General features: G+C 59.5%; 20 protein-coding genes and 4 pseudogenes. 10 read left to right on the top strand and 14 right to left on the bottom strand.

Annotation, left to right across the window (positions count from 1 at the left end; translation table 11 throughout):
• Nucleotides 1–73: 73 nt before the first annotated feature.
• Nucleotides 74–973 (top strand): annotated as a pseudogene (locus MKI86_RS22495) (IS3 family transposase); the annotation flags it as partial.
• A gap of 159 nt (nt 974–1132) precedes the next feature.
• Here MKI86_RS22495 and MKI86_RS22500 read toward each other — a convergent pair.
• Nucleotides 1133–3499 (bottom strand): phosphoketolase family protein, encoded by a 2367-nt coding sequence (locus MKI86_RS22500; RefSeq protein WP_241605548.1) that lies wholly within the window; start codon nt 3497–3499, stop codon nt 1133–1135.
• 326 nt (nt 3500–3825) lie between these two features.
• Here MKI86_RS22500 and MKI86_RS22505 point away from each other — a divergent pair, with 326 nt between their 5' ends.
• The 3 genes from MKI86_RS22505 (at nt 3826) to MKI86_RS22515 (ending at nt 7069) form a co-directional block, all read left to right on the top strand.
• Complete coding sequence (locus tag MKI86_RS22505; RefSeq protein ID WP_241605550.1) at nt 3826–5226, top strand: bifunctional enoyl-CoA hydratase/phosphate acetyltransferase; 1401 nt, start codon at nt 3826–3828, stop codon at nt 5224–5226.
• Nucleotides 5223–6404, top strand: coding sequence for an acetate/propionate family kinase (locus MKI86_RS22510; protein ID WP_241605551.1), 1182 nt, complete (start codon nt 5223–5225; stop codon nt 6402–6404). The genes MKI86_RS22505 and MKI86_RS22510 overlap by 4 nt, the downstream gene beginning before the upstream one ends.
• A 233-nt stretch (nt 6405–6637) precedes the next feature.
• Nucleotides 6638–7069: a pyridoxamine 5'-phosphate oxidase family protein gene (locus MKI86_RS22515; RefSeq protein ID WP_241605552.1), complete on the top strand. Its 432-nt coding sequence runs from the start codon at nt 6638–6640 to the stop codon at nt 7067–7069.
• A gap of 29 nt (nt 7070–7098) precedes the next feature.
• Here the strand turns inward: MKI86_RS22515 and MKI86_RS22520 are convergent, their stop codons facing one another.
• Entirely contained in the window at nt 7099–8898 is a 1800-nt protein-coding gene (locus MKI86_RS22520; RefSeq protein WP_241605554.1) for a heavy metal translocating P-type ATPase, read from the bottom strand.
• A 386-nt stretch (nt 8899–9284) separates the two neighbouring features.
• Here MKI86_RS22520 and MKI86_RS22525 point away from each other — a divergent pair, with 386 nt between their 5' ends.
• The 4 genes from MKI86_RS22525 to arsH all read left to right on the top strand — a co-directional run bounded on the left by MKI86_RS22525 (nt 9285) and on the right by arsH (nt 12030).
• Complete coding sequence (locus MKI86_RS22525) at nt 9285–9638, top strand: ArsR/SmtB family transcription factor (protein ID WP_241605556.1); 354 nt, start codon at nt 9285–9287, stop codon at nt 9636–9638.
• Between the two features lie 205 nt (nt 9639–9843).
• Nucleotides 9844–10902, top strand: coding sequence for an ACR3 family arsenite efflux transporter (gene arsB / locus MKI86_RS22530; protein ID WP_241605558.1), 1059 nt, complete (start codon nt 9844–9846; stop codon nt 10900–10902).
• A gap of 2 nt (nt 10903–10904) precedes the next feature.
• Complete coding sequence (gene arsC / locus MKI86_RS22535; RefSeq protein ID WP_241605560.1) at nt 10905–11327, top strand: arsenate reductase (glutaredoxin); 423 nt, start codon at nt 10905–10907, stop codon at nt 11325–11327.
• Entirely contained in the window at nt 11302–12030 is a 729-nt protein-coding gene (gene arsH, locus MKI86_RS22540) for an arsenical resistance protein ArsH (RefSeq protein ID WP_256465760.1), read from the top strand. The genes arsC and arsH overlap by 26 nt, the downstream gene beginning before the upstream one ends.
• Before the next feature lie 48 nt (nt 12031–12078).
• Here the strand turns inward: arsH and MKI86_RS22545 are convergent, their stop codons facing one another.
• The 3 genes and pseudogenes from MKI86_RS22545 to MKI86_RS22555 all read right to left on the bottom strand — a co-directional run bounded on the left by MKI86_RS22545 (nt 12079) and on the right by MKI86_RS22555 (nt 13679).
• Entirely contained in the window at nt 12079–12627 is a 549-nt protein-coding gene (locus MKI86_RS22545; protein WP_241605562.1) for a GNAT family N-acetyltransferase, read from the bottom strand.
• Nucleotides 12628–12704: 77 nt separating this feature from the next.
• Nucleotides 12705–13224 (bottom strand): annotated as a pseudogene (locus MKI86_RS22550) (efflux RND transporter permease subunit); the annotation flags it as partial.
• An 11-nt stretch (nt 13225–13235) separates the two neighbouring features.
• Nucleotides 13236–13679, bottom strand: coding sequence for a hypothetical protein (locus tag MKI86_RS22555; RefSeq protein WP_241605564.1), 444 nt, complete (start codon nt 13677–13679; stop codon nt 13236–13238).
• A gap of 688 nt (nt 13680–14367) precedes the next feature.
• Here MKI86_RS22555 and MKI86_RS22560 point away from each other — a divergent pair.
• Nucleotides 14368–14850 (top strand): lipocalin family protein, encoded by a 483-nt coding sequence (locus MKI86_RS22560; RefSeq protein WP_241605641.1) that lies wholly within the window; start codon nt 14368–14370, stop codon nt 14848–14850.
• A gap of 162 nt (nt 14851–15012) precedes the next feature.
• On the top strand, nt 15013–15693 hold the full coding sequence (locus tag MKI86_RS22565) for an SDR family NAD(P)-dependent oxidoreductase (RefSeq protein ID WP_241605642.1): 681 nt from the start codon (nt 15013–15015) through the stop codon (nt 15691–15693).
• Nucleotides 15694–15896: 203 nt separating this feature from the next.
• Here MKI86_RS22565 and MKI86_RS22570 read toward each other — a convergent pair.
• The 9 genes and pseudogenes from MKI86_RS22570 to MKI86_RS22610 all read right to left on the bottom strand — a co-directional run bounded on the left by MKI86_RS22570 (nt 15897) and on the right by MKI86_RS22610 (nt 25078).
• A pseudogene (locus MKI86_RS22570) lies at nt 15897–16669 on the bottom strand (IS5 family transposase).
• A gap of 142 nt (nt 16670–16811) precedes the next feature.
• Nucleotides 16812–17222, bottom strand: a pseudogene (locus tag MKI86_RS22575) (aldehyde dehydrogenase family protein); the annotation flags it as partial.
• A 105-nt stretch (nt 17223–17327) separates the two neighbouring features.
• Nucleotides 17328–18479: a mandelate racemase/muconate lactonizing enzyme family protein gene (locus tag MKI86_RS22580; RefSeq protein ID WP_241605566.1), complete on the bottom strand. Its 1152-nt coding sequence runs from the start codon at nt 18477–18479 to the stop codon at nt 17328–17330.
• Between the two features lie 56 nt (nt 18480–18535).
• Nucleotides 18536–19360 carry a carbon-nitrogen hydrolase family protein gene (locus tag MKI86_RS22585; protein WP_241605568.1) on the bottom strand — a complete coding sequence of 275 codons (825 nt, stop codon included), beginning with the start codon at nt 19358–19360 and terminating at the stop codon, nt 18536–18538.
• Between the two features lie 37 nt (nt 19361–19397).
• The gene (locus MKI86_RS22590) at nt 19398–20240 is read right to left on the bottom strand and encodes an ABC transporter permease (protein ID WP_241605570.1); all 843 of its coding nucleotides are present in this window, start codon (nt 20238–20240) and stop codon (nt 19398–19400) included.
• 12 nt (nt 20241–20252) lie between these two features.
• On the bottom strand, nt 20253–21155 hold the full coding sequence (locus tag MKI86_RS22595) for an ABC transporter permease (RefSeq protein ID WP_241605572.1): 903 nt from the start codon (nt 21153–21155) through the stop codon (nt 20253–20255).
• Nucleotides 21156–21216: 61 nt separating this feature from the next.
• Nucleotides 21217–22419, bottom strand: a complete 1203-nt coding sequence (locus MKI86_RS22600; protein WP_241605574.1) for a type 2 periplasmic-binding domain-containing protein — start codon at nt 22417–22419, stop codon at nt 21217–21219.
• A gap of 53 nt (nt 22420–22472) precedes the next feature.
• Nucleotides 22473–23579: an ABC transporter ATP-binding protein gene (locus tag MKI86_RS22605; protein WP_241605576.1), complete on the bottom strand. Its 1107-nt coding sequence runs from the start codon at nt 23577–23579 to the stop codon at nt 22473–22475.
• Nucleotides 23580–23608: 29 nt separating this feature from the next.
• On the bottom strand, nt 23609–25078 hold the full coding sequence (locus MKI86_RS22610) for a TCP-1/cpn60 chaperonin family protein (protein WP_241605578.1): 1470 nt from the start codon (nt 25076–25078) through the stop codon (nt 23609–23611).
• Nucleotides 25079–25082: the final 4 nt, after the last annotated feature.

The raw sequence follows: 25082 nt of genomic DNA on the forward strand, positions 1-25082 counted from the left end.
GGGGTGGCCCAGCAGCGAGATCGACGCTCTCATGCCATGGAATTACCAGGCCTAAACGGCCTCAGCTCCCCGCTTACGCGAAGCCCTTTCCAAAGCCCAGTCAAAAAACCGATATCGCGGCCGATGTTGTTGCCGAAGGACGGTTCCCGATGAAGACGGTGGCAGATGTCCTGGGTGTGTCACGGTCCAATCTCGCCGAGCGTCTCAAAGGCAAGTCCAAGCCGCGTGGCTCATACCTCAAAGCGGACGATGCCGAGGTGCTGCCTGCCATTCGCAGGCTTGTCGATGCTCGACCGATATATGGCTATCGCCGGATCGCTGCCCTTCTCAACAGACAGCGGCGGCCGCCGATCTACCCGTTGTCAATCGTAAGCGGGTTCACCGCATCATGGCCAATCATGTCATGACCCTTGAGAAACACACGGCGGTGCGAATAGGCCGGTTCCACAATGGCAAGGTCATGGTGATACGGTCTAACCTTCGCTGGTGCTCAGACGGCCTTGAGTTCACATGCTGGAATGGCGAGGTGGTCCGTCTCGCGTTCATCATCGATGCGTTCGACCGGGAAATCATCTCATGGGCAGCCGTCGCCAATGCCGGGATATCCGGCTCCGACATTCGAGATATGATGTTGGAGGCCATCGAAAAGCGCTTCGGCACAACAAGCGCCCCGCATGCCATCGAACACCTGTCTGATAGCGGCAGCGCCTATACCGCGCGAGAGACCAGGCTGTTTGCTCAAGCCCTCAACCTGATCCCATGCTTCACGCCGGTAGCCAGCCCACGGTCGAACGGCATGTCTGAAGCCTTCGTCAAAACTCTGAAACGCGACTACATACGCATCTCACCTATTCCGGATGCCGACACAGCTCTCCGGAAAATCGACTGATGGATCGAGGATTACAACGAAGTCCATCCACACTCAGCGCTGAAAATGGCTTCCCCAAGGGAGTTCATCAAAGCATTGTCTTAATAGCTGATCTGTCCGGCGAAATGGGGAGCACTCCAGACCCCGAGGGCGCCGGGTCCACGCCAACTTAGGAGAATGCCGACTTACGAAGGCGCGGTCTCTTGAGCAATCTACTTTCGCAGAATGGTTGCGGCCTTCTAAAAGGCCTGCCTGCCTACGATCCTACTTCCGTGGATAAGGCCATCGCCAATTCTGGATCTCGGGCATGTCCTCCCCGAATTCGCGCACATAGGCGTGATGCTCGGCAAGCTTGCCCTTCAGCGCGTCGACGATAGCCACCGACCTTTCACCTGGAACCGGCAAACGCTCGATGGCCTCGATGGCGAGGTGATATCGATCGAGCTCGTTCATTACCGCCATGTCGAAGGGCGTCGTCGTCGTACCTTTCTCGATGAAGCCACGCACGTGGAAGTTCGGATGGTTGGTGCGTTTGTAGACCAGGCGGTGGATGAGATAGGGATAGCCGTGATAGGCGAAGACCACCGGCCGGTCGCGCGTGAAGATCCGGTCGAAATCCGCATCGGGAAGCCCATGCGGATGGTGATGCGGCGATTGCAGCGCCATCAGGTCCACCACATTGACGACGCGGACACGCAAATGCGGCAGCGCCGCGCGCAGGAGAGCGACGGCGGCAAGCGTCTCCATTGTCGGCACGTCGCCTGCGCAAGCCATCACGATATCGGGGCTCAGCCCCTCTTCCGTGCCCGCCCAGTCCCATATGCCAATCCCGGCCTCACAGTGGTGTACCGCCTCCGCCATCGTCAGCCATTGGGGCGCCGGCTGCTTTCCGGCGACGATGACGTTGATGCGGTTCCATGTCTTCAGGCAATGATCGCCGACCCAAAGCAGCGTGTTGGCATCCGGCGGCAGATAAACGCGCACAATATCGGCGCCCTTGTTGGCGACGAGATCGACGAAGCCCGGATCCTGGTGTGAGAAGCCGTTATGGTCCTGGCGCCAGACATGGGAGGTGAGCAGGTAGTTGAGCGAGGAGACCGGCTTTCGCCAGGGCAGTTCGCGCGCCACCTTCAGCCACTTTGCATGCTGGTTGAACATCGAATCCACGATGTGAATGAAGGCTTCATAGCAGGAGAAGAAGCCATGGCGGCCGGTCAGCAGATAGCCTTCCAGCCAGCCTTGGCAGAGATGCTCGCTCAGTACTTCCATCACGCGGCCCTGAGGCGCCAGATGATCGTCGGTCGAGAGCGTCTCAGCCATCCAAACGCGATCCGTCGCCTCGAAGACGCTGCCGAGCCGGTTCGACGCCGTTTCGTCCGGGCCGAAGACGCGAAAATTGTTCTCCGCCGCATTCAGCCGGATAACATCGCGCAGGTAGTCACCAAGAACCTTCGTCGCCTGCGCGTTCATGGACCCCGGATCGTCGACGGCGACCGCATAGTCGTTGATATCAGGGGTGCGCAGTTCTTTGCGCAAAGCGCCGCCATTGGCGTGACGAGTGGCGCCCATGCGGCGCTCACCCTTAGGTGCGAGCGCGCGCAGCTCCGGCTTGAGGCGACCACTTGCATCAAAGAGGTCGTCCGGCTCGTAGCTGCGCATCCAGGCTTCGAGAATATCGCGATGGCCGGCATTCGAGCGGCATTCCGAAACGGGCACCTGATGCGAACGCCAATGGCCCTCGACCATCTTGCCGTCCACCTCCTTCGGTCCCGTCCAGCCCTTTGGACTGCGCAGCACGATCATCGGCCAGCGCGGTCGGCGGGCCGGGTCCGCCTTGGCCGCCGCGCGAATAGCTGCGATGCGGTCGAAGGCGGTGTCGAGAGCGGCAGCCATGTCGCGGTGCATAGCCTGCGGCTCTTGGCCCTCCACGAAGATCGGGTCGTAGCCGTAACCCGTGAAGAGATGGGCAAGTTCCTCGTCCGGCAGGCGCGCCAGTACGGTCGGATTGGCGATCTTGTAGCCATTGAGATGCAGGATCGGCAGCACCGTGCCGTCACAGACCGGGCTGAGGAACTTGTTGGAATGCCAGGCGGCGGCGAGCGGCCCCGTCTCGGCTTCGCCATCGCCCACCACGCAGGCGACAACAAGACCGGGATTGTCGAACGCTGCGCCATAGGCGTGCACAAGTGCGTAGCCGAGTTCCCCGCCCTCATGGATCGATCCGGGCGTTTCGGGAGCTGCATGGCTTGGAATGCCGCCAGGAAATGAGAATTGGCGGAAAAGCTTTTTCAGCCCTGCCTCGTCTTCACCGATCTCGGGATAGATCTCGGAATACGTGCCCTCGAGATAGGTGTTGGCCACCATGCCCGGACCGCCATGGCCGGGGCCGCAGATATAGAGAATCTCGGCATCCCTTGCCCGGATGATCCGGTTGAGATGGGCATAGATGAAATTGAGCCCGGGTGTCGTGCCCCAATGGCCAAGAAGTCGGGGCTTCACGTGCTCAGCCTTCAAAGGTTCTCGCAGCAGAGGATTGTCCATCAAATAGATCTGCCCGACGGACAAATAGTTGGCTGCGCGCCAATAGCGATCGAGCAGCGCCAAGTCCTCGGTGTTCGGATCGTTCGCCATGGCATTTCTCCAAGTCACGTGTGTGGGATGTCAACGTATGCTCGCCCGGCTTGACCCGGCTGCGCGGATATCGATTGCGGCAATAAAACCGCAAGCGACCGACGGCTGCCAACGCCGCGAGCGTCGATAGTGATGCATGCTAGGCGATTTGGCGCGCTTAAACTTGATCTGCGTCAAGGGGAGCCAGCGACGCGCTCTCTAAGGTGCCCGACAATGAGCCATCCGGCCATGGGACTTGATGCAAAAAGCGGTTACCTTGCAGATACAAGACCACGCAAACGCTCTGAAGAATACGACCCGCGATATTTTGCACAGGTGAACAGCCGATGGACGACTTCCTTCGCAACCGCACTTTCGACGAACTTCAGCCGGGCGACACCGCATCCATCGTCCATCTTGTTGGACGCGACGACATCGAGCTTTTTGCCGCTGTCTCCGGCGATCACAATCCGGCCCATCTGGATGCCGCCTTCGCAAAGACCGGCCTCTTCGGGCACATCGTTGCACACGGCATGTGGACAGCTGCCCTCATCTCCGCCGTGCTCGGCACGCGTCTGCCGGGGCCAGGGACGATCTATCTCGGTCAGGACCTGCAGTTCCTCAAACCCGTCATGCCTGGCGATACGGTCACCGCAACCGTCACAGTGAAGGAGAAGCAGCCGCAGAAGCGCATTGTCCTGCTCGATACCATCTGCACCAATCTCCAGGGCGAGATCGTGCTGAAGGGAACCGCGAAGGTCATTGCGCCCGAGCACAGGATCGAATGGCCGCGCACGCAGCTGCCCGACATATCGTTGAAACGGCACGACCGCTACGAAGCCCTCGTGAAGCGGGCGCGGGACCTTCCCCCGTTGCGCGCGGCGATCGTGCACCCCTGCTCGGCCACGGCCATCACCGGCGCGCTGGAAGCGCGCGACGCTGGTCTGTTGGAGCCGGTCCTGATCGGCCCGAAGGCGAAAATTCTTGCTGCCGCGGAGGCGGCGCAGGTCTCTCTCGAAGGCGTGGAAATCATTTCGGTCGCGCACAGCCATGCCGCGGCCGAGCGCGCCGTTGAAGTTGCCGTTTCCGGCAGCGTTTCCGTTCTGGTCAAGGGCAGCCTTCACACGGACGAGTTGCTGAGCGCCGTCGTGGCACCGGGCTCGGGTCTTCGAACCGAAAGGCGCATCAGCCATGTCTACGCGATGGACATTCCGGCCTATGACAAGCCTCTCATCGTCACCGACGCCGCCATCAACATCCAGCCGACGCTGGAGCACAAGCGTGACATCTGTCAGAACGCTGTCGATCTGCTGCACCGGCTGGGCATGGAGGAGCCAAGGGTGGCGGTGCTTGCGGCGGTGGAGACCGTGAACCCAAAAATGCCATCGACGCTCGATGCCGCAGCGCTGACCGTGATGGCGGCGCGTGGGCAGATCACCGGTGCGTGCGTCGACGGCCCGCTCGCCTTCGACAATGCCATCAGCATGGATGCCGCGCGCACCAAGGGCATAGTCTCGCCCGTCGCGGGACAGGCAGACATCCTTCTGGTGCCGGATCTCGAGGCCGGAAACATGCTGGCCAAGCAGCTCATCTATTTCGCCGGTGCGACGGCGGCTGGGCTGGTGCTCGGCGCACGAGTGCCTATTGTCCTGACCAGCCGCGCCGATCCGCTCTCTGCCCGCATTGCATCGGCCGCCCTCGCCAAGATAGTCGCTGCACCGCACGTGGCGGAGGTATTGCGCGTATGAGCAGGAAGACGCTTCTGACCTTCAATGCGGGCTCCTCCACGGTGAAGATCGGGCTGTTCGCGCTTGGCTCCGATGGCCCCGCCCGGATCGCCCGCGGCGTGATCGACTTCCGCCATACACCCCTGACGTTACACGTGGACGCGGGTGAAACCAGTCTCGATTTCACATTGGATTCCCAGCCGCAGGCGGATTTGAGCGGCATCCTTGCCGAGACCTTCGCAACCTTCAGCCGCCATTTCGATATCGGCAAGGTCGCAGCGGCCGGTCACCGCGTCGTGCATGGCGGCGACCGCTTTGACGGCGCTGTTCGTCTCGATGCGGACAGTATCGCGGCCATCGAGGCGTTGACGGTGCTCGCCCCACTCCATCAGCCACAGAGCCTGCGCCTGATCCACGCCGTTGAACGCGTTCGGCCAGGCCTGCCGCAAACGGCCTCCTTTGATACAGCCTTCCATCGCACGAACGATACGCTCTTGCGCCGTTTCGCCATTCCGCGTGCGCTATATGACAGTGGCATCAAGCGCTATGGTTTTCATGGCCTGTCATACAAGTTCATAGCCGGCGAGTTGGCCCGCGTCGCGCCGGAAAACGCCGGCGGCAGAGTGGTGGTTGCACATCTCGGCAGTGGCGCGAGCCTGTGCGGTCTGCATGATGGTCGAAGTCGCGACACAAGCATGGGGTTTTCAACGCTCGACGGCATTCCGATGGCGACGCGGTGCGGCACGATCGACCCGGGCGTGCTGCTGCATCTGCTGATGCGCGAGCAACAAACGCCAGCGGCGCTGGAAGATTTCCTCTATCACAAGTGCGGGCTCCTCGGCGTTTCCGGCATCAGCGCTGATAGCCGCGACCTGCTGGAAAGCGATGCCTTGGCGGCAAAAGAGGCGATCGACCTTTTCACCTTCCGCGTCGCTGGAGAGATCGCCCGGCTGGCCGCCACGCTTGGCGGTCTCGACACCCTGGTCTTCACAGCCGGCGTCGGTGAAAACCAGCCGAAAATCCGAGCCGGCGTGTGCGATCGGCTCGGCTGGCTTGGTCTTTGTCTTGATCACGCCGCAAACGCCGCAAACACCACCCTCATTAGCGATCCCGCAAGCCGCATTGCCGCCTTTGTCATCGCCACGGACGAAGAGCAGGTGATCGCCGAAGAAGCGGTCGCGATGCTGGAGACCAGCTAGCGGCGGGCAAAAAACGGCGACCGTCCCGATGAATGTAATCCTGTCGGAGCAGGCCGGCCTTGCGCTGTGTCAATGCGCGACCAGCCATTCGGATGGAAAATCCCGCGAGTTTATCATGCAGATTTCAACGGCGATGTCGGGGAACGTGTGCCCTGACTTTTGCCGAGCGTCCCCTAATCGCTCGTGGTGAACGAGCATCCATCGATGGAGGGCATGCAATGAGAATCCGAGAGATGACGCACAGCGAATGCATCGCGATGGTTGCGAAGTACCATCTGGCGCGACTGGCCTGCGCGAAGGATAACGTCCCTTATGTCGTCCCGATTCATTATGCGCATTCAGGCATCCATCTCTATGCGTTTTCGATGCCGGGCAAGAAGCTTGATTTTCTCCGTGCCAACCCCCGCGCCTGCGTGCTGGTCGAAGCACTGGAAGGCAAGCATCGATGGAAGAGCGTGGTGCTGGACGTCGTATTCCATGAGCTTGAAAATACCGCCGAGCGGGACAGTGAGTGCCTTAAGGCGTGGTCACTTCTGTCCGATGACGTAGACTGGTGGGAGCCTGGCGCACTCAAGCCAAAACCCCTAGCGACCGTTGCGGTTTCCCCGCACGTGTTCTTCGATCTGGCGATCATCGAGACGAGCGGACGCGAAGCCACCGCCTAGGTCAGGCCCGCCCCGCGTGATACGACGGTTTACCTGAGTGCTCTGAGCGCATTGAGGATCACGGCCACGTCGATCACTTCCTGCAGGAATGCACCTTCGACGGGCTGCAGATATCCGAACGCCGCCGCAACCATCGCGGCGATGGAGAGCGCCAAGCCTGCCGATACGCTTTGCAACGCGATCCGGCGGCTACGCCGCGCGATTGCGATGGCCTTCGCGAGAGGACCAAGCTCGTCCACCAGAAGCACGACCCCGGCAGCTTCGGATGAGGAAGCCGTGCCGCGTGCACCCATGGCAACACCGATATCAGCGGCAGCGAGCGCGGGTGCGTCGTTGACGCCATCGCCCACCATCATCACCGTACCATTGCGCGCTTCCGCCCTGACGGCCGCCACCTTGCCTTCCGGCGTCAGCTCTCCCAGCACGGCGTCCATGCCCAGCTCCGCCCCGACAGCGCGCGCGATTTCCGCGCGGTCGCCCGATGCGAGCACGATCTTGCGGATGCCCGCCTCACGCAGGGCATCGAGCATGGATCGTGCGTCGGCGCGAATCTGATCGCGCAGGACGATTATGCCGGCCAGCTTTCCGTCAATCGCCACGGCCACTGTCAGCGAGGTTAGCGTAGCCGGCGTCGCCAGGGATCGAGGATCATCGCAACCCGATATTCGCCGTACGAAACTGCTTCCGCCAACGACCACCGTCTTCGCGTCCACCCGACCCTCTATCCCGGTTCCGGGCGTTTCCTTTACCGCCTCGGGTTTGGAGAGACGGAGCCCCCTGTCGATCGCGGCTCGAACCAACGTCGCCGCAACGACATGGCCGGACGCTTGGTCAAGACCCGCGGCGGCCGTCAGAACATCGTCTGCCGAAAAGCCTGACGTGGTCCTGATATCTATAACGTCCGCCTGCCCGTGAGTCAGTGTACCCGTCTTGTCGAGGATCGCCGTTTGCACCCGTGCCAGTGTTTCCAGCACGCCGCCGTTTTTCACGAGAACACCGTTCTTTGCGGCGCGCGACATGCCAGAAATGATGGCGACCGGCACCGCAAGGATAAGCGGACAGGGTGTCGCTACGACCAGAACGGCAAGCGCCCGGATTGCATCGCCCGTAAGATACCAGGCACTGCCGGCCATGGCGATCGTCAGGAGAAGAAAGCCCATGGCAAAACGGTCCGCGAGGCGAACCATTGGCGCCCGACTGGCCTGTGCCGCCTCGACAAGATGTACAATGCGGGCGTAGGTACTCTCGGCAGCGATGCGGCTTGCCACGAGGTCGAAGGGCGCGCCGACGCACGTGGCGCCGCTGAGCGCCTCGGCCCCTTGTGTAACCCGCTGGGGCAACGGCTCCCCCGTCAAAGCCGCCATGTCAAGCGTGGCCGCCTCACCGGAGACGACCCCGTCGACGGGTATGACTTCGCCTTGCCGGATGAGGAGGCGGTCGCCTGGCCCTATCTGCGAGATCGCGATCTCCTCCAGCCCCGATGCGGTGTAACGCATGGCGGAATGCGAGACGCGCCCCATCAGGGCCGTCATCTCCCGGCGTGCGCGTCCCTCGGCAAAGGCCTCCAGAAGTTGTCCGCCGGCATACATCAGACCGACGACGTTTCCGGCAAGCGGCTCGCCGAACGCAATCGCCGCGGACATAGACAGGGCCGCGACGATATCGAGCCCGACATCGCCCCTGCGCAACGCGCCGAAAATCTGAACGAGCAAGCTGACGAGGACAGCAAGTGTCGCAGCCGTCCAGACAAGACCGGCATGGTCGAAACCCCGCCATGACAGAACCAGACCGACGAGCAATCCACCTGACGCGATCCCGACGAGAATCATGCTTGAATGCTTGTGCCAGATCCTTCCGCTTATTTGGGGCACGTCGTCGTCTCCCTTGGCATGATGCCGGATGAAGGTCTCTGCCATGCATAAGCTAAAAACAAGCACGCCCGCCTTGCGGAAGATCAAGTGCGGCACTTCCGGGATTTGACGCGGATCAATAACGCGCGCCCGGCTTCGGCGCTGAATGCAGTATGCCGTTCAGGCGCATTAACCTGAATGACCTGGATCGAAATCGATGAGAGATGCGCCGTGTTGCCCATTGAATCAGTGGCTTCAAAGCATCAGCCGGCCGGCCGCCGACGGCAAACCGGAGGTGAGGTGACGTCGAAAGACCATATTCTACATCTTGTTGACAATCTATATATTTCCATTATTCTGGATTTATGGATACTACATCTGCGATAGTGGCGCTAGGCGCCTTGGCCCAGACCACGCGCCTGGAGACCTTTCGGCTTCTCGTTCGGCACGAACCCAATGGCATCGCAGCGGGTGAACTTGCCCGCCTGATCGAGGTGCCGCAAAATACCATGTCGGCGCATCTCGCAACGCTCTCGCGGGCAGGCTTGATAACGAGCGAACGACAGAGCCGGTCGATCATCTATCGAGCAGACCTCAACGGCCTGAGGGAGTTGAGCCTGTTTCTTCTGAAGGATTGCTGTGGCGGATCGACGGAGCTTTGCGCTCCGCTCATCGCCGAGTTGACGCCCTGCTGCGTGCCGGAGGCGAATTTGTCATGAGTGCCTTCAGGTTGGACCAAATTGAGGTCAACGACGCCGGCCTCACGGCAGCCTTGACGGACGCGCGTCGTCCAACTTCGGAGATCGAGGTCCGGCGCACCGTCGCTCAGGCTGCGCGAGACCTCGAGAACCGGATCGCAGCTCCCGTCAACTTGCCACTGGCGTTCATCGGAGGTTCGACTTCGCCGCAAGGAAAATCCGTCTGATGTCCACGTTCGAGCGTTTTCTGACGATCTGGGTGTTTCTGTGCATCATAGCCGGTGTCGCCCTCGGCCATCTCATGCCTGGCTTTTTTCAGATTATCGGCGCAGCCGAGGTCGCCAAGGTGAACATTCCTGTTGCCCTCCTGATATGGCTGATGATCATTCCGATGCTGCTCAAGATCGACTTTCGATCTCTGGCGCAGGTCAGCACCTACTGGCGCGGCATCGGCGTGACCTTGTTCATAAACTGGGCCGTCAAGCCATTCTCGATGGCGCTGCTCGGCTGGCTGTTCATCGGCTGGCTGTTCCGCCCCTACCTGCCAGCCGACCAGATAGACTCCTACATCGCCGGGCTGATTATCCTCGCTGCGGCTCCCTGCACGGCTATGGTGTTCGTCTGGAGCAACCTGACACGCGGGGAGCCGTTGTTCACGCTGTCGCAAGTTGCACTGAATGATGGCATCATGGTTGTCGCATTCGCTCCGATTGTCGGCCTCCTGCTCGGCCTTTCGGCCATTACCGTGCCGTGGGACACGCTCGTCCTCTCCGTCGCCCTGTATATCGCCGTGCCAGTCATTATCGCCCAGATCATCCGCCTCTTTCTCACGGCTGACGGTACAACGCGGGCGCTGGATGGCTTGCTGGCAAAATTGCAGCCGATCTCACTGGTGTCGCTTCTTGCGACTCTGGTTCTGCTCTTCGCCTTTCAGGGTGAGCAGATCATTGCTCAGCCTGCTGTCATCGGCCTGCTCGCCGTACCGATCCTGATCCAGGTCTACCTGAACTCCGGGTTAGCGTATCTGCTCAATCGTATGACCGGCGAACGGCATTGCGTTGCCGGCCCTTCGGCCCTGATTGGCGCCAGCAACTTCTTCGAGCTTGCGGTTGCCGCTGCCATCAGCTTGTTTGGCTTCCAGTCTGGCGCAGCACTCGCGACCGTCGTCGGCGTGCTCATCGAGGTGCCGGTGATGCTTTCGGTCGTGTGGATCGTGAACCGCTCGAAGGATTGGTACGAGGCCGCTCCCGCCGTTTCCCGAACCGCTATCACCGAAAGGCGCTGACCATGGATGTCACCATCTACCACAATCCTTCCTGCGGAACGTCGCGAAACACGCTGGCACTCATCCGCGCTGCCGGGATCGAGCCTGCTGTCGTCGAGTATTTGAAGAACCCGCCGACACGCGATCAGCTTGCGACGATGATCGCGGATGCCGGGCTCACGGTCCGGGAAGCCATTCGCCAGAAAGGTACGCCCTATGCCGAACTCGGTCTGGACAACCCTGACCTGACCGACAGCCAGTTACTTGACGCGATGATCGAAACACCGATCCTCATTAATCGCCCCTTTGTCGTAACTCCGCTCGGCACCCGGCTCGCCCGCCCGTCCGAGGTCGCCCTGGACATTCTGCCAAGCAGCTTCAAAGGCTCGTTCTTCAAGGAGGACGGTGAACAGATCTTCGATCAGGAAGGACAGCGCATTGCCTGATACCCTCCCAGCATTGCAGGAAGAACATCTGCATTCGACCGATGTCGATGCTCTGCGCCCAACAGCTTCGACGCATAAGCCACGTATCCTGATCCTCTACGGCTCGCTTCGCGAGGTCTCCTATAGCCGCCTGCTCGCGTTCGAGGTTCGCCGGCTGCTCGAGCGGCTCGGATGCGAAATTCGCATGTTCGACCCGAAAGGCCTGCCGTTGCCAGATGAAGCGCCGGTGAGCGATCCGAAGGTCCAGGAGCTACGCGAGCTCTCGCAATGGTCGGAGGGGCAGGTCTGGGTGAGCCCTGAACGCCATGGCGCGATGACAGGCATCATGAAATCCCAGATCGACTGGATCCCGCTTTCGGTCGGATCCGTACGGCCAACACAGGGCAAGACGCTCGCCGTCATGGCGGTCTCCGGCGGTAGCCAGTCCTTCAATGCCGTAAATCAGATGCGTATTCTCGGCCGCTGGATGCGGATGATCACCATTCCCAACCAGTCCTCTGTCGCCAAAGCCTACCAGGAATTCGACGCCGATGGGCGAATGAAGCCATCATCCTACTACGACAGGGTGGTCGATGTCTGTGAGGAGCTAGTGAAGTTCACTATCCTCACGCGCGACGCTTCTGCCTATCTCACCGACCGCTATAGCGAGCGGAAGGAGCAGGCGGCCGAGCTTGAGAAGCGCGTATCGCTACACTCGATTTAACAGGCTCACAGTGCCGGCGAGCATCCTTTTTGCAAGCGATTCGGCTTGCTAACCGGCGTCCGGGCGCATTCGCTTCTCGAATTCAAACATCCCGTCGTCGCCCGGAAGGTCAGGCTCATTCGGGCGGTTTGGATCGGGGTAACCAGCGTGATGGTATTTCACGATGTGAAAGCCGCAGATGTTGACGTAGAAGTGGATGTTGCGCTTCTCGAAGAAAGGGGTGTGCGTTGTCCAGACCGTCGTATCGGGGTAAGCCGCCTCGATAGCGGCCCAAGCCTTGCGGCCGATGCCACGGCCCAATTCACTGACACGCACAAAGAAAAAGTCGAGCGAGTTCCGGTGGGTTTCTGCATTGATCGAAACCACGGCGCCGCCGACCCATTGACCATCTTCGAGGATACGGTGAACGATTGCTTTCGGAGCGTGGAAGGAGGACGCCACGTCTTCGTCGGACGGGATTGGCCCCTCGTCGAGCGATCCGAAGGTTTCCACGACTGCAACTGCGAAGGAATCCTGAAGATCCCTGCGGAAGCGCGGCAGATCCTCCTTCGTCGCAATGTCCAGTGTCACGTTACCGCTTGTCGATGATGCGCTCACTTGTTTTCTCCAAAACTGAGTTCGAGAAGTTACAGGATAAGTGTTTTCCTGTTCTCATGCGCGATCCGAGCGCGTTTTCACTGTCTGACCGCCCCGGCAGCTTGATGCAATGTCTTGCACTCGGCAAATCGCATGATCGACGCGAAGAAGACCGGCACGAAGAGGACAGCGAGAACAGTGGCCGTGATCATACCGCCGAAGAGGCCTGTCCCCATCGCGTTCTGTGTCTCCGAGCTCGGACCTTTGGCAATGACAAGCGGCACGATGCCCAACGTGAAGGCGAGCGACGTCATCACGATGGGCCGCAGACGAAGGCGCGATGCCTCAATGGCCGCCTCGCGGCGGCTTCTGCCCTCCGAATGCAGCTTGCGTGCGAACTCGACGATCAGCACCGCATTTTTGGCCGACAATCCGACAAGCCAATTAGGGGCCAATCTTGAAAAAGGCGTCGTTTTCGAGGCCGCGCACATGAACAGCGAGCACTGTGCCCACGATACCAAGCCGCAGGACAAGCATGACGGAAAGCGGAATAGCCCAGCTCTCGTAAAGCGCTGCCAGCACCAGAAACACTACTATGAGAGAAGAGGCGACCAGGATGGATCCGACACCTAATCGCTCGGTGAACGCAATAGGCAGAAATCATCACCGCGAAAGCGAAGTGCTACATAGCTACACTGGTTCATATGTTCGACTAGGCAGGCTTGCTCCGGCTTTGACATTTCTTCCATCGTGCAGCGCTCTTCCGCACATACCTGACTGTAGATCTGACCAGTGGGAACATGCGCAACGAACAGCTCAGTCTCGGGTCCCTCCGGATTGAAGATTTCATATGCAGTTGTCAATCTCGCGAAAGCCGCACGATCCTCCCCAACAGGGTTAAGGTCGATACCCATCTCGCCAACCTCGCGGACAATTTTCATGTAACGGAGATGCTCAGACTCCGAACAGACAAGCCGATCAGCCTTTGCAGGTGCCGAACACGTCAACACGATTGCAACGGCAATCGTGATGTTACGCTTTATGCCGTTCAGGCTATTCTTGGCCTCGTGCAAAATCCCTGCTCCTGTCAATTTCCTATCTCTTTATTCGTAAAAATCTTGCTGATAGCGAGATACTGTTTTCTCACTTTCACGGCGATGCAATGTAGGGAAATTTTCCAAAACTCACAATGAGACGCAGTTCATTTATAGGAAGCGCCGGCATCATCTAGTCGACTCAAAACGTCAGCTTTCACGCTCGTGCTGGAAAGCTCGCATATGGATTCCGGTACCCATCGCCGTGTCCGAAAAGGCCGAAATCTTCAAGCTAAATCACAAAATGGAGCAAAGGTGTTGATCTTCGGCAGGATATAATCCGCTTTGTCTTTTCGCATCGCAAATCAATTTCGTTCTAAACAATTGACCGGAATAAGCTTTTTCTGGTCTGATCGGATCACGTACGAATGGAAAATCGGTTCCAATTGGTCAGAATCTAAGTATTGGGTCGCAAAGCGTGCACTGATCGAGATTTTTTGAGGTCTTTGTGAAACCGAACGCTTCGCAGCCTCGTATAGAAGTTTATCCGCATGTGACCTTCAACAAAAACAGGATGGTCAGGACTCGGTCGCGGTGTGTTGCTGGCAAATCCGGCTTGCAGAAGGGACCAGCGAGATGACCGTTTGGCGATCATATTTTTACAAAGGACGTCGCTATGCACCGAAATATTGACATCAGGATCTTCTTTTATCTTATGACATGCCTGATGGTAAATTACGCGACTGGAGCTGCGGCAGCCCCGAAAGTCGCCACGGTCGGACCCGACCACTATACTGGCACCTGGCTGGAGATCGGAAGGACGCCGATGCTCCTGACCGATGGCTGCGTCGCCGGTTACTCGACCTACCGACGGGGCGAGACACCTGACGAGGTCCTCATCGAGGATGGATGTCATGTCGATACGCCGAAAGGTCGTCTAAAGACTGTCAAAGGAACCGGAAAGATCGAGGACTATGGTGCGACAAACGCCAGAATGCGTGTTCGTTATCCGTTGCTGATCACATTTAAATACTGGGTTCTCTATAAATCGCCAGATAAAACCTGGTTCATTAGTTCCAGCCCGTCGATGACGAATCTTTGGATTTATTCAAGGACGGTCCCTTCGAAAGCGCGCTTGCAACGCATGGTCCTTAAGGCAAAAGAGCTCGGATATGATGTAAGAAAGCTCGAGTTTCCGGAAACTCGCTAAAAATATCAATGTATAGCATCTCAGAAGACTCGCTGTTGGAGGAACACGAAATTCATTTCAGTCGTGGTTGTCGCGTTCAAGATTAGGGGCTGAGACCAAAGCGATATCTCGTCCACGCGACTTGGCCGAGTGCTGCGATATCCTGTTTGAATAGGGGCGTCTCTGTTGAAAGCGCTTGTAATCGGATCGTCTGGCGGCATTGGCCGCGCGCTCGAAGCTCGTTTGCGGGCTGACCCGCGGTTTGGTACCGTCGTGACGCTTTCGCGAAGCGAGCAAGGCCTAGACATCTGTGACGAGACATCTGTCGCCGAAGCCGCTCATCGCCTGCAGATCGAGTACGACGCGTTTGACCTTATTATCAACGCGACAGGAGCGCTGGTGATCAACGACAGTCTACCGGAGAAGACAATCAAGACGCTGAGTGTCGACGCGATGATGGCACAGTTCCGTGTCAACGCCATAGGCCCAGCACTTCTACTAAAACATTTCCAGTCGCTTATGCCCCGTGAGATGCGAAGTGTGTTCGCATCCTTATCGGCGCGCCTCGGATCTATCGGCGACAACCGCTTGGGAGGGTGGATATCGTACCGAGCCGCCAAGGCGGCTCAGAACCAGATCGTCAAAACGGCGGCACTTGAGATCGCTCGGACCCATCCGGAAGCGGTCGTGGTGACACTTCATCCGGGAACCGTCATGACGCGATTATCGCAACCGTATTTAAAGGTTCACCAAGCCGTAACGCCGGATCATGCGGCGCTCAGAGTTCTGGATGTCATCGCGAATCTTCGCCCTTCACATTCCGGCGGGTTCTTCTCCTATAGTGGCCAGCCTATCGATTGGTGAGTTCACAAATAGTGGATGTGCTGCACTAGAAACGAACGAGGTTCGGCCCTCAGGCGGTCGCACCAATGAAGTTGCGAAGTCGGGTTGTTGCTTGTCGTGGTTTGAACTGTTGCCCGTGAGCGCGGCAGCCTTGAACAGTGCTTAACTTTCTCAGCTTTCGAGACTGCAGGTTCGGCAAAGCGTACGCCGTTCTCAGGAATGAACTATAGAAACAATCGCCATATTCGTAGCCATATGATTGCAGCGATATGTAGACGACGCCTTCGAAGTGAATTGCTCTGCGGTCGTATCGAGTGGCGAAGCGCCGAAAGTGCTCATCTTGTTGAACAACGCTCGATGCGATTTCGATCTTTATAGGCGGTTTCATCGTGCGGAATGATGATTCTACGCGAACGATTTGACGGGATGACAGCTTTGGCGCCCATGCTTGCGATCGTTTCGCGCAACGCATTGCTGTCATAGGCTTTGTCCGCCAACACGGCATCGCGACTCCGTCCTCGCAATAGGGCGCGTGCCTGCGTGATGTCACCGACCTGACCGGCGGTTACGATAAAACCCAAAGGGCGGCCAAGAGCATCGACAAGCATATGAATCTTGGTGGTCAGTCCGCCTCGGGAACTCCCCAGCGTCTGACCCTTTGCCAACCTTTTTTCGAGGCCGCCCGCTGATCGGCGCGGACGATCGTACTCTCGCTCATCAGATACTGGTTGTCGCAATCTGCGGTCAGCGCTTCGGAAGCTCGCTTCCATACACCGGCATGGCACCAGCGGCTGAAATGCTTATGCACCGACTTCCACTTGCCATACCGATCCGGCAGGTCGCGCCAGTGCGCTCCCGATCTTAAAACCCACAGACAACCATTGACGAACAGGCGATTGTCCGAGCCGCTACGTCCGGCGTCGCTGATCTTACCTCGCAACAACGATGCAATCTTTGTGCACTGAGCCGCGCTCATTTCATACCGCTTAGTCGCCATTGGCGGCGTCCGTGACGAAACACGGTGCTCTATGAATCAGCGATCGAGCGATTTGGGAATCCTGAATGTCGATTGGTCCTAGTGGCTAGGCTAAAGCTCGGAAGAAGCGGGTATTTTCGAAGAGCCCGCATCAGCCTCGCCGTTAGGATGCTTTGTCGAGCGCACGATACCCTCCGGTGGCCTTTATCTCGAGGAAATCTGCGAGACCGAACTCACCGTGTTCGCGGCCGTTGCCGGATTGCTTGAAGCCGCCGAAGGGCGATGCGGCTTCCCAGTCGGCCTCGTTGATATAGACCATGCCAACACGCAGCTGCCTTGCAATCCGGCGTGCGGCGGCATTGTCCTTCGTCTGGATGTAGCCGGCGAGACCATAGATCGTGTCGTTGGCAATGCGCACCGCATCGCTCTCGCCCGAATAGCCAAGGATCGACAGGACGGGGCCGAAAATCTCCTCGCGTGCGATCGTCATATCGGGCATCACATGGGCGAAGACGGTCGGGCGCACATAGTAGCCGCAGTTGAGGCCCTGCGGACGGCCAGGGCGCGACAAGGCGGGCGCCTTCGGATAGGCTATTAAGGTCGACAACGGGCTGCCGTCGCGTCTTAGCCACACAACATTGAAGACATTCTGCGCCTAGGAAGTGAGTTTGCTGGTCTGTCAGCTAGACATGAATTTCTCAACAGTGAACTCATCCAGCACGGCACAATCAAATTCGAACCCCCATCCCGCCCGATCGGTCAGGATCAGTTGCCCGTCTTTATAGGCCTGACGTGTTTCCCGTGTCACGATACGCTCGAAATTGTAAATATCCTTCTCAAGCAGGAAATGCTCGACGGCGATACAGTTTGGCGTGGCGGCAGCAAGCTGCGAATGCGCATTCGCGTGCCAATGCGGAGCGACAGAAATGCCGAAGCTCTCGGCTGCCCGGGTTATGCGGATCCATTCGCTGACTCCGCCAAGAACGCCGACATCCGGCTGGAGAATGTCAGCTGAGCGCTTTTCTATCAGCCTGCGGAACTCGTGACGTGTCTGGTGGATCTCGCCCGTCGCCACTGGCGTTTCCAGTCTGCGGGCCAACTCGGTATGCCCGTCATAATCATCCGGCGAGAGAGGTTCTTCGAACCACCACAGCCCACTATCTCCAGCCGCCTTCTCGAACGCCCTCGCCGCCAGAAGCGCCTCGCTGTAATCGCGGTAGGCATTGTTGGCATCAAGCGCGAGCCTGCCGTGGCCATCCATCGCATCGATGGCTGCGCGGACACGGTCAGCATCCTCTTTTATCGACAGACCGCCGACCTTGATCTTGTGATCCGAAAAGCCATGATCGATGTTGAACCGGATCTCCCGATGAACGGCATCGGCCCAGTCGCCGTCATCCGGGCGATAGTATCCGCCGGACGCATAGGCCGGCACCGGCCGCACGGCACCTCCCAACATCACGCAAAGCGGCAGGCTCCTGCGTTTTGCCGCCAGGTCCCAAAGTGCCATGTCGACGGCGGAAATCGCACGCAGGACGATCCCTTGCCGGCCGGTCAGGAGGGTTTCCTGGTACATGCGGTCCCAGTGGCCCCAGATGTCGTCAGCATCGGCGCCGATCAGCACAGGGGACAGGAGTTCGGCAACTATCTTCGCGGCAACCGCGCCGCCGCGCGTACCCGTATAGACATAACCCGACCCGATCACCTCGCTCTCGTCCCCTGCAACCTCCACGACGAGGTAGTCGCGCTTGTCGAGAACCCGCTTTGCAATCCGCGTGGGCCTGGCGACGGGTACGCTGACCGCACGCGCCTTGATTATGTTGATTTTCATTTCAAAGTTCCCCGGATGCGTATGATAGGTTCGGTCGAAACGACTGTGCGTCTCCGTCAGTCGAGCCTGTAGGTCGCCGGCCGGCGGTCCTTCCAGGGGGAGAGCTCGAACTCCCCCGCCTTGAATGCTATTGTCTTGTTGCGTGCTCGACCGACGTCGGCCGCTGCCAGCACGATGCCCTCATCCGTCCCGGCATTGATCATGACATTGCCAAGAGGATCGATGATCTGGCTCTTGCCCAGGAAATCGGCATCGCCTTCGCTATCGGCGCGATTGGCAACCAGGAAGAACACGAAATTCTCGGCGGCGCGAACGCGCGTGAAGTAGTCGGCGAGCAGCACGGACTGCACCGGCCAATTCGTCGGCAACGCAATGAAATCCGCTCCCGCCAGTGCAAGCGTGCGCGAGATTTCCGGGAAGCGGATTTCATAGCAGATCGCCACGCCGACCTTGCCAACCGCCGTGTCGAAGACCGAGATATCGGTGCCATCCGGCTCGTCCGCGAAACGGTCCCCACCGAGGAAAGGCAGGTGACGCTTGCGGTGGATGCCGATCACGCCCTTGGGGCCCATGACCGCCGCCACATTGTACAGCTTCGGCCCGACCCGCTCCATGAAGCCGACGACGATTTCCATTCCATATTCTGCACAAAGCAGGCGCATCTCTTCGATTTCTGGCCCGTTCTGCTCGATCGCGCTCGCATATGCATCGTCGCGGGTCCCGAACATGTAGCCGGAGAGGTAGCACTCCGGGAACACCAGAAGCTTCGCCCCTTTTTCGGCGGCCTGCTTCATCCAGCCTTTCATGGCCGCAAGATTTTGGGCGACATCACCCAGAACGGCAGGCACCTGGGCAACGGCCACATATGCGCTCTCAGTCATAGGATTTCCTTTTCAAGGGTCTAGGCAAAGGGTCGGGTCAGGCTTTCGGGCGCGCGAACAGAAAGAGGAAGATCGCCGCCATTGTTGGAAGTGTGACCAGCAGAATGAGGGTGGAGAGGGAAAAGACGATCGGCACCTGAGACTGCTGGGCCGATGCCATCGCCCAGTTATAGATCGGCATGGTGGTCTCGGTTCCACGCAGGAAGGTAGAGCGCAGCAACTCGTTGAAGGACAGGAGGAAACTGAAGATGCCGGCGCCGGAGACGCCCGGCATCAACAGCGGCAGCTCGATGTCCACAAATCGCCGGAAGGGCTTGGCGCCAAGATCTTCGGCTGCCTGTATCAGCCGGCGATCAAAGCGAAGCATGACGATCAGGATGAGAAGCAGCGCGAACGGAAACGCCCACACCATGTGCGCGATGAACAGGGACCAGAAGCCAAGCCGCAGATCCAGAACCGTGCGCAGCAGAACGAAAAGCGCCGCCCCTATCGTCAGTCCCGGCACGAAGAGTGGCAGGACCGCCATCATAACAACCGGTCCAGGCCGCGCCAGAGCGACGATCGAGCGCGCAACGAAAGTGCCGCAGATCATGCAGGCGACGGAAACCGTCAGGCCGAGCAGGATGCTGTTCAGGAAAGGCGCATGCCAGTTTGTATTGGCAAACAGCAGTTCGTAATGGTTGAAGGTCATCGGATATGGGCGGCCGGAAAGGGGCTCCGCGCTGACGGACATGATGCCCAGCCAGACGACGGGAATGTATATCAACGCGAGGGCGAAGAAACCGCAAAACCTCGCGATCCGGCTCCATGCATTGCCTTGATTGTTCCGCCTCGAAATGCGCGTGGCGGGAACGCTCTCGGCCTGGACGATCGTTGACATGGACGTGCTCCCTCAGTGACCGTGATTCTGGAAAATGGACGCCATGTTCATCCTGCCCCTGAGACTGAGTGTCAGAAGGGACAAGAGCAGGATCAGGATTGCGATGACGATGGTCGAAAGGGCGGCGGCAACCGGATAATTAAGGTTGGAAAGCGCGCTCTGGATGGATTGGCCAAGCAGATTGACCTGGCCGCCGCCCAGCAGCTGCGGTTCGACCCAAGCGGCCATCAACGGAACCATGGTGAAGATGGCGCCACCGATGATGCCCGGCATAGCAAGCGGCAGGATGATGTTGAACAGCGTCTGTCGTGCACTGGCGCCGAGATCGGCGCTCGCCTTGATGAGATCGTCATCAATCAGGGAGATCGTCAGGAAGATCGGGAATACAGCAGACGGATAGTAGCTTCCGATCATGCCGAAATGCACGGCAAAGCCGGAATAGAGAAGCCACGTGATCGGCTGGTCGATCAGTCCGGCATTCATCAGCAGCGTGTTGATGACGCCATTCGTGCCGAGGATCGAGCGCCAGACGATGATGCGGGAGGATGCGTCGAGAAAGAACGGGATCGTCAGCAGTGTGATAATAAGCGCCCTCACCCGGTCCGACCGGCACCCCTTTGCCAGCCAGAGCGCAAACGGAAAGGCCAGCAGAAGCTCGATGATGGTCACCGTCACGGCGAACTGGAGCGTGCGCGCGACCACGACCCAGCGGCCGGATTCGAAGAGACCGCTCCAGGTGGCGAGCGTTGGCTCGAAGACCATCTGGTACTGCTTGATGGAGAAGAAGCTGAAAACGGAAATGATCAGCAACGGCACAAGAACAATGCCAACCCAACCGCTGAGGAAGACCAGGGTGAACCAGCCGCTGGCCGTTTTTGGCAGTGCCAGTTTCCTTTGACCCGAGAACGTCGTCATCTTGTCCCTCTCCTTTCTGCCGATCCCGCCGGCTGACCGGCGGGATCGTTCTGTAATCGTGTCAGGCGCTGAGGAAGCGCTGCCACTCCTGTTCCATCACGTCGGCATTCTCGGCCGTCGGCTTGCTCCAAAAGGCATTGGGATTGGACATCTTGCGCTCGATCTTCTTGTCGGTCGCCTGAAGCGCCTCGATCTGTGCCTGATCCCAGCCTGCCTGCTTGGCGTATTCAACGCCCAGATCCATGTTGGGGCCTGCATAGCCGCGATCGCGGGCCTGGATGGCGCGAAACTCACCACCAAGGAAGTAGTTGAGCACCTTGTAGATGGCCTCCTTGTTGCCCCGTTCGATGGCCTGGGCAGGAACATAGGCGCCATGCCCCCACTTCTTGCCGCCCTCGACGGCAAACGCGTAGATCGGCGCCTTGTCGCCCATCGTCTTTTCCGCTTCCTTGACAGCCGGCTCCCAGCATTCCAGGACATCGACTTCGCGGTTCTGGATGAGCTGGACCTGCTCCTCGAAGGAGTTGTGGAACGTGCGGAACTGCCCTGCCCGCTTGCGTTCGATGGCGTAGTCGACGACCGCCTTGGCTTCCTCGGGCGTCAGGTTGGCTGGATCGCCGATCTCGAGACGTCCGTTGATCTTCAGGAAGTTGGCCATGCAGGCCATGGCCTGAGACAGGACTCGATCGAGCGCCACGCGGCCACGGGTGCGGTCGTCTTCGTAGAGTACCGCATAAGGGATTTCGTCCTCACCGTTCGGATTGGCGCCGATAACCTCGGGGAAATAGGCGAACGTATCGCAGTTGCCGAGGATCGGCGCACCATAGACCTTGCCGTCATACATCGAGATGTCGGACTTCTTCCAAAAATCGGGCGTGCGGTCCCAGAGGTTCAGTTGCGGGTCGGTGGTGTCTATCTCGGCATAGAAGCCGTTGGGGCCGAGAATATTCTGCGTGCCGTTGTCGAAGATGAGAATGTCATGCGTCTCGCCGATATTGTTTGCCATCACATCGCGCATGAAGACGCCGATGTCGGCATCCGTGCCCGTGAATTCGAGCTTGACGCCGGTTGCCTTGGTCAGAAGCGAAGGATCGCTCATTTGCGCGGTCGTGACGCCATAGGCCTTCAAGAGGACCTCGTCCTGCGCAAACGCAGCCGATTTGAAGGCGCCACCTGCTGCGATCGCGACACCGACGGCGGCCGTGGATTTGAGGAAGCAGCGGCGACTGATGTCTCCGCCGGTATGCTGCTGATGAACTGACATGCTGCTCTCCTTTTTTGGTTATCGTGATGCGTAAATTGATGCTTCGCGCCGTGTCACGGGTCCATTACCGTGCAGGCCGACTTCGCCCAGCCGATCCGCCGGACGCCGGCCGGCGGCTGTTCGGAATCCCACAGCCGGGCACGGACCGGACCAACCGAAGTTTCGAATGCGATGTCGAGATATTTGCCCTTGTAGACGGAGTTCTGGAGCGTTGCGTCCAGCACGTTTTCCAGTCCATCCTGCGGATCGAGCCTGACCCTCTCGGCTCGAACGCCGAGAACAGCTTTCTGGCCGGCAACAGGCACCGATGTTCCTGACCATTGCCCCGTGAGCACGTGTCCCCCCACGAACAAGGAGACCGAGGAGCCATCGACAGCAGTGATTACGCCTTCGAAAACATTGTCCACGCCCATGAAACGGGCCGTGAAGCTGCTGTTGGGCCGGTCGAACAGATCGGTCGGCGCACCCTCCTGAGCAATTCTGCCGTTGCGCATCAACAGGATGCGATCGCTCATAGTCAGCGCCTCTTCCTGACTGTGCGTGATGTAGACGAACGTGATGCCGAGATTGCGCTGGATAGCGATGAGCTCTTCCTGCATGTCCACCCGAAGCTTCTCGTCCAGCGCGCCAAGTGGTTCGTCGAGCAACAGAATGGCCGGCTTGGTGACGAAGGCGCGGGCAAGAGCGATGCGCTGGCGCTCACCGCCGCTTAGCTGGGTGATCCGGCGTTCCGACTTATGGGCTAGGCGCACCATTTCAAGCGCGTCCATCGCCTGCTTCTTGCGAGCGTCCCGCGAGATTCCACGGACCTTAAGGCCGTACTCGACGTTTTCGCGAACCGACATATGCGGAAACAGGGCATAGTGCTGGAACACGGTGGTACAGTTGCGATCGGAAGCACCGAGCGCACGAACGTCCTGACCTCCGATACGCAACGCCTGCGCCTCGGAAGGCTGCTCCAGCCCCGATATGATCTTCAGGAGTGTCGTTTTCCCAGAGCCGCTTTCGCCTAGGATCGTCAGGAACTCGCCCTCACCCGCCACAACTGACACGTTGTCCAGGGCCTTGACGCTGCCGTAATAGAGCGTCGCACCGAGCACCTCGAGCATATTCGCCCGCGGGGAATGCAGCGTCTCGGCCATGGTATCTTTCTTTGACATCAGATTACCTTCTTAATTTTTCCCGCGTGTCAGCTCGCAAGCCGACGCGGGTGCGTGATCGCCACATCCGTACTCACGAGGGATGCCGCAGTTGCCGCGGCGCGCCGCACCACATCGACCACCAGATTGCAGGGGTCGCGCGGCGACACCGTCACTTGCGTGGCGCCATTTGCCGAAAGCACGCGGAAAGGCGCCTCGAACGCACGCCCCGTGATGCTTCTGTTTCCAAGAGCCCGGCCGGCATCCCGCAGCCCGACGCCGCCTCCGGCTATCGTACCGGACTGGCGGGCAGCCTTGATCGTCTGCACAGCCCGCTGCGCCGATCCGATGCGCAGTACCCTTTCCGGCTCCGTGCGCCCACCGAGCGAGAGCGTCACGATACCGGCGGAGAGCCGGGCAAGGCGCTTTTCGTGCCGCTCGCGATCGAGGGATAGGTAGCGCGAGCGGGCGATATCGCCGCGGATCTGCGCCTTGCGAAAATCCAGTTCAGGCAGACCGCCGGCGCCCCCATCGAAGCGGCTGTCCGTCGCCGTCAGTTCCACTTTTGTCGCGCGACCGACCAGTTCCGGCCGAACGGTCCGCAACGAGTATCCCCCCTCGTCGCCGAAGACCGTAGCGCCGGTCGCAGCGGCGATATCGCCGAGATGAAAACGTCGCCAGTCCCCCTCTCCCGGCGCGCGCATCGCGGCGATCTTCGCTCCGGTCCTTCGAACCAGCGAGCCAAGTCTTTCTCTCGCCTCGTCGGAAAATGACGTCGCGACGAAAAGCAGAGTTTGATCCATGCGAACGAAGACATCCAGCATAGGCCCGATCTCGTCGATCGACTGAACGGCACCGTCGAATGTCACCACACAGGCATTTTCAAGAACGATCCGCCCCGCACCGGAAGCGGTGAAGTTCGGGCTCAACCAGCCGCCATCAAAGGCAAGGCCTTGCACAACCTCGAGCGCATCGGTTTCGGCCGCCGGCACGATATCGATATAGCCTTGCGGCCCTGCACGCAGCGCTGCTTCAAGAAGAAGCGGCGACAGGTCAGTACCTCCCGCTGCGGTTTCGATGACATGGCGGAGATCGTCCTCCTCCAAGATCGGTGTCGCGGACCGGGTCAGCGCCGCAACGATTTCGGCGACCTCGGCGTCGAGCGCTGCCGCGAGGGCGCGCCGGTCATGTCCGCTCTTCTCTGCCTGGTCGAGTGCCTGCAGCAGGGCTGCGGCGAGACAAACCACCGTCGCCGTGCCGTCGCCCCACCGATCGCTCATCTCCCAGGCCACGTTGCGCATGGCCTGCGCACCAATCTGTTCGACCGGACAGACGAGCTCGACATAAAGTGCCACATCATGACCGCTGGAACCGACGAGTGGTCCGGCGGGTGCCCTTTCGATGAGCACGGTTCGTGCGGCCGGTCCCAGCGTCAACTCGACAAGCCGGGCGACCTGCGTGGCGCCCCGCACGATCCTGCGTCTGGCATCATCGGTAAAATGCAAGCGCGTGGTAAACATGACC

Origin of the sequence: Shinella sedimenti (assembly GCF_022601905.1) — a bacterium.
Lineage (GTDB): Bacteria > Pseudomonadota > Alphaproteobacteria > Rhizobiales > Rhizobiaceae > Shinella > Shinella sedimenti.

Coding starts and splice junctions, on each gene's coding strand:
- MKI86_RS22500 (WP_241605548.1), bottom strand. CDS start 3,499: ATGGCGAACGATCCGAACACCGAGGACTTGGCGCTGCTCGATCGCTAT.
- MKI86_RS22505 (WP_241605550.1), top strand. CDS start 3,826: ATGGACGACTTCCTTCGCAACCGCACTTTCGACGAACTTCAGCCGGGC.
- MKI86_RS22510 (WP_241605551.1), top strand. CDS start 5,223: ATGAGCAGGAAGACGCTTCTGACCTTCAATGCGGGCTCCTCCACGGTG.
- MKI86_RS22515 (WP_241605552.1), top strand. CDS start 6,638: ATGACGCACAGCGAATGCATCGCGATGGTTGCGAAGTACCATCTGGCG.
- MKI86_RS22520 (WP_241605554.1), bottom strand. CDS start 8,898: ATGATTCTCGTCGGGATCGCGTCAGGTGGATTGCTCGTCGGTCTGGTT.
- MKI86_RS22525 (WP_241605556.1), top strand. CDS start 9,285: ATGGATACTACATCTGCGATAGTGGCGCTAGGCGCCTTGGCCCAGACC.
- arsB (WP_241605558.1), top strand. CDS start 9,844: ATGTCCACGTTCGAGCGTTTTCTGACGATCTGGGTGTTTCTGTGCATC.
- arsC (WP_241605560.1), top strand. CDS start 10,905: ATGGATGTCACCATCTACCACAATCCTTCCTGCGGAACGTCGCGAAAC.
- MKI86_RS22560 (WP_241605641.1), top strand. CDS start 14,368: ATGGTAAATTACGCGACTGGAGCTGCGGCAGCCCCGAAAGTCGCCACG.
- MKI86_RS22580 (WP_241605566.1), bottom strand. CDS start 18,479: ATGAAAATCAACATAATCAAGGCGCGTGCGGTCAGCGTACCCGTCGCC.
- MKI86_RS22585 (WP_241605568.1), bottom strand. CDS start 19,360: ATGACTGAGAGCGCATATGTGGCCGTTGCCCAGGTGCCTGCCGTTCTG.
- MKI86_RS22590 (WP_241605570.1), bottom strand. CDS start 20,240: ATGTCAACGATCGTCCAGGCCGAGAGCGTTCCCGCCACGCGCATTTCG.
- MKI86_RS22595 (WP_241605572.1), bottom strand. CDS start 21,155: ATGACGACGTTCTCGGGTCAAAGGAAACTGGCACTGCCAAAAACGGCC.
- MKI86_RS22600 (WP_241605574.1), bottom strand. CDS start 22,419: ATGTCAGTTCATCAGCAGCATACCGGCGGAGACATCAGTCGCCGCTGC.
- MKI86_RS22605 (WP_241605576.1), bottom strand. CDS start 23,579: ATGTCAAAGAAAGATACCATGGCCGAGACGCTGCATTCCCCGCGGGCG.
- MKI86_RS22610 (WP_241605578.1), bottom strand. CDS start 25,078: ATGTTTACCACGCGCTTGCATTTTACCGATGATGCCAGACGCAGGATC.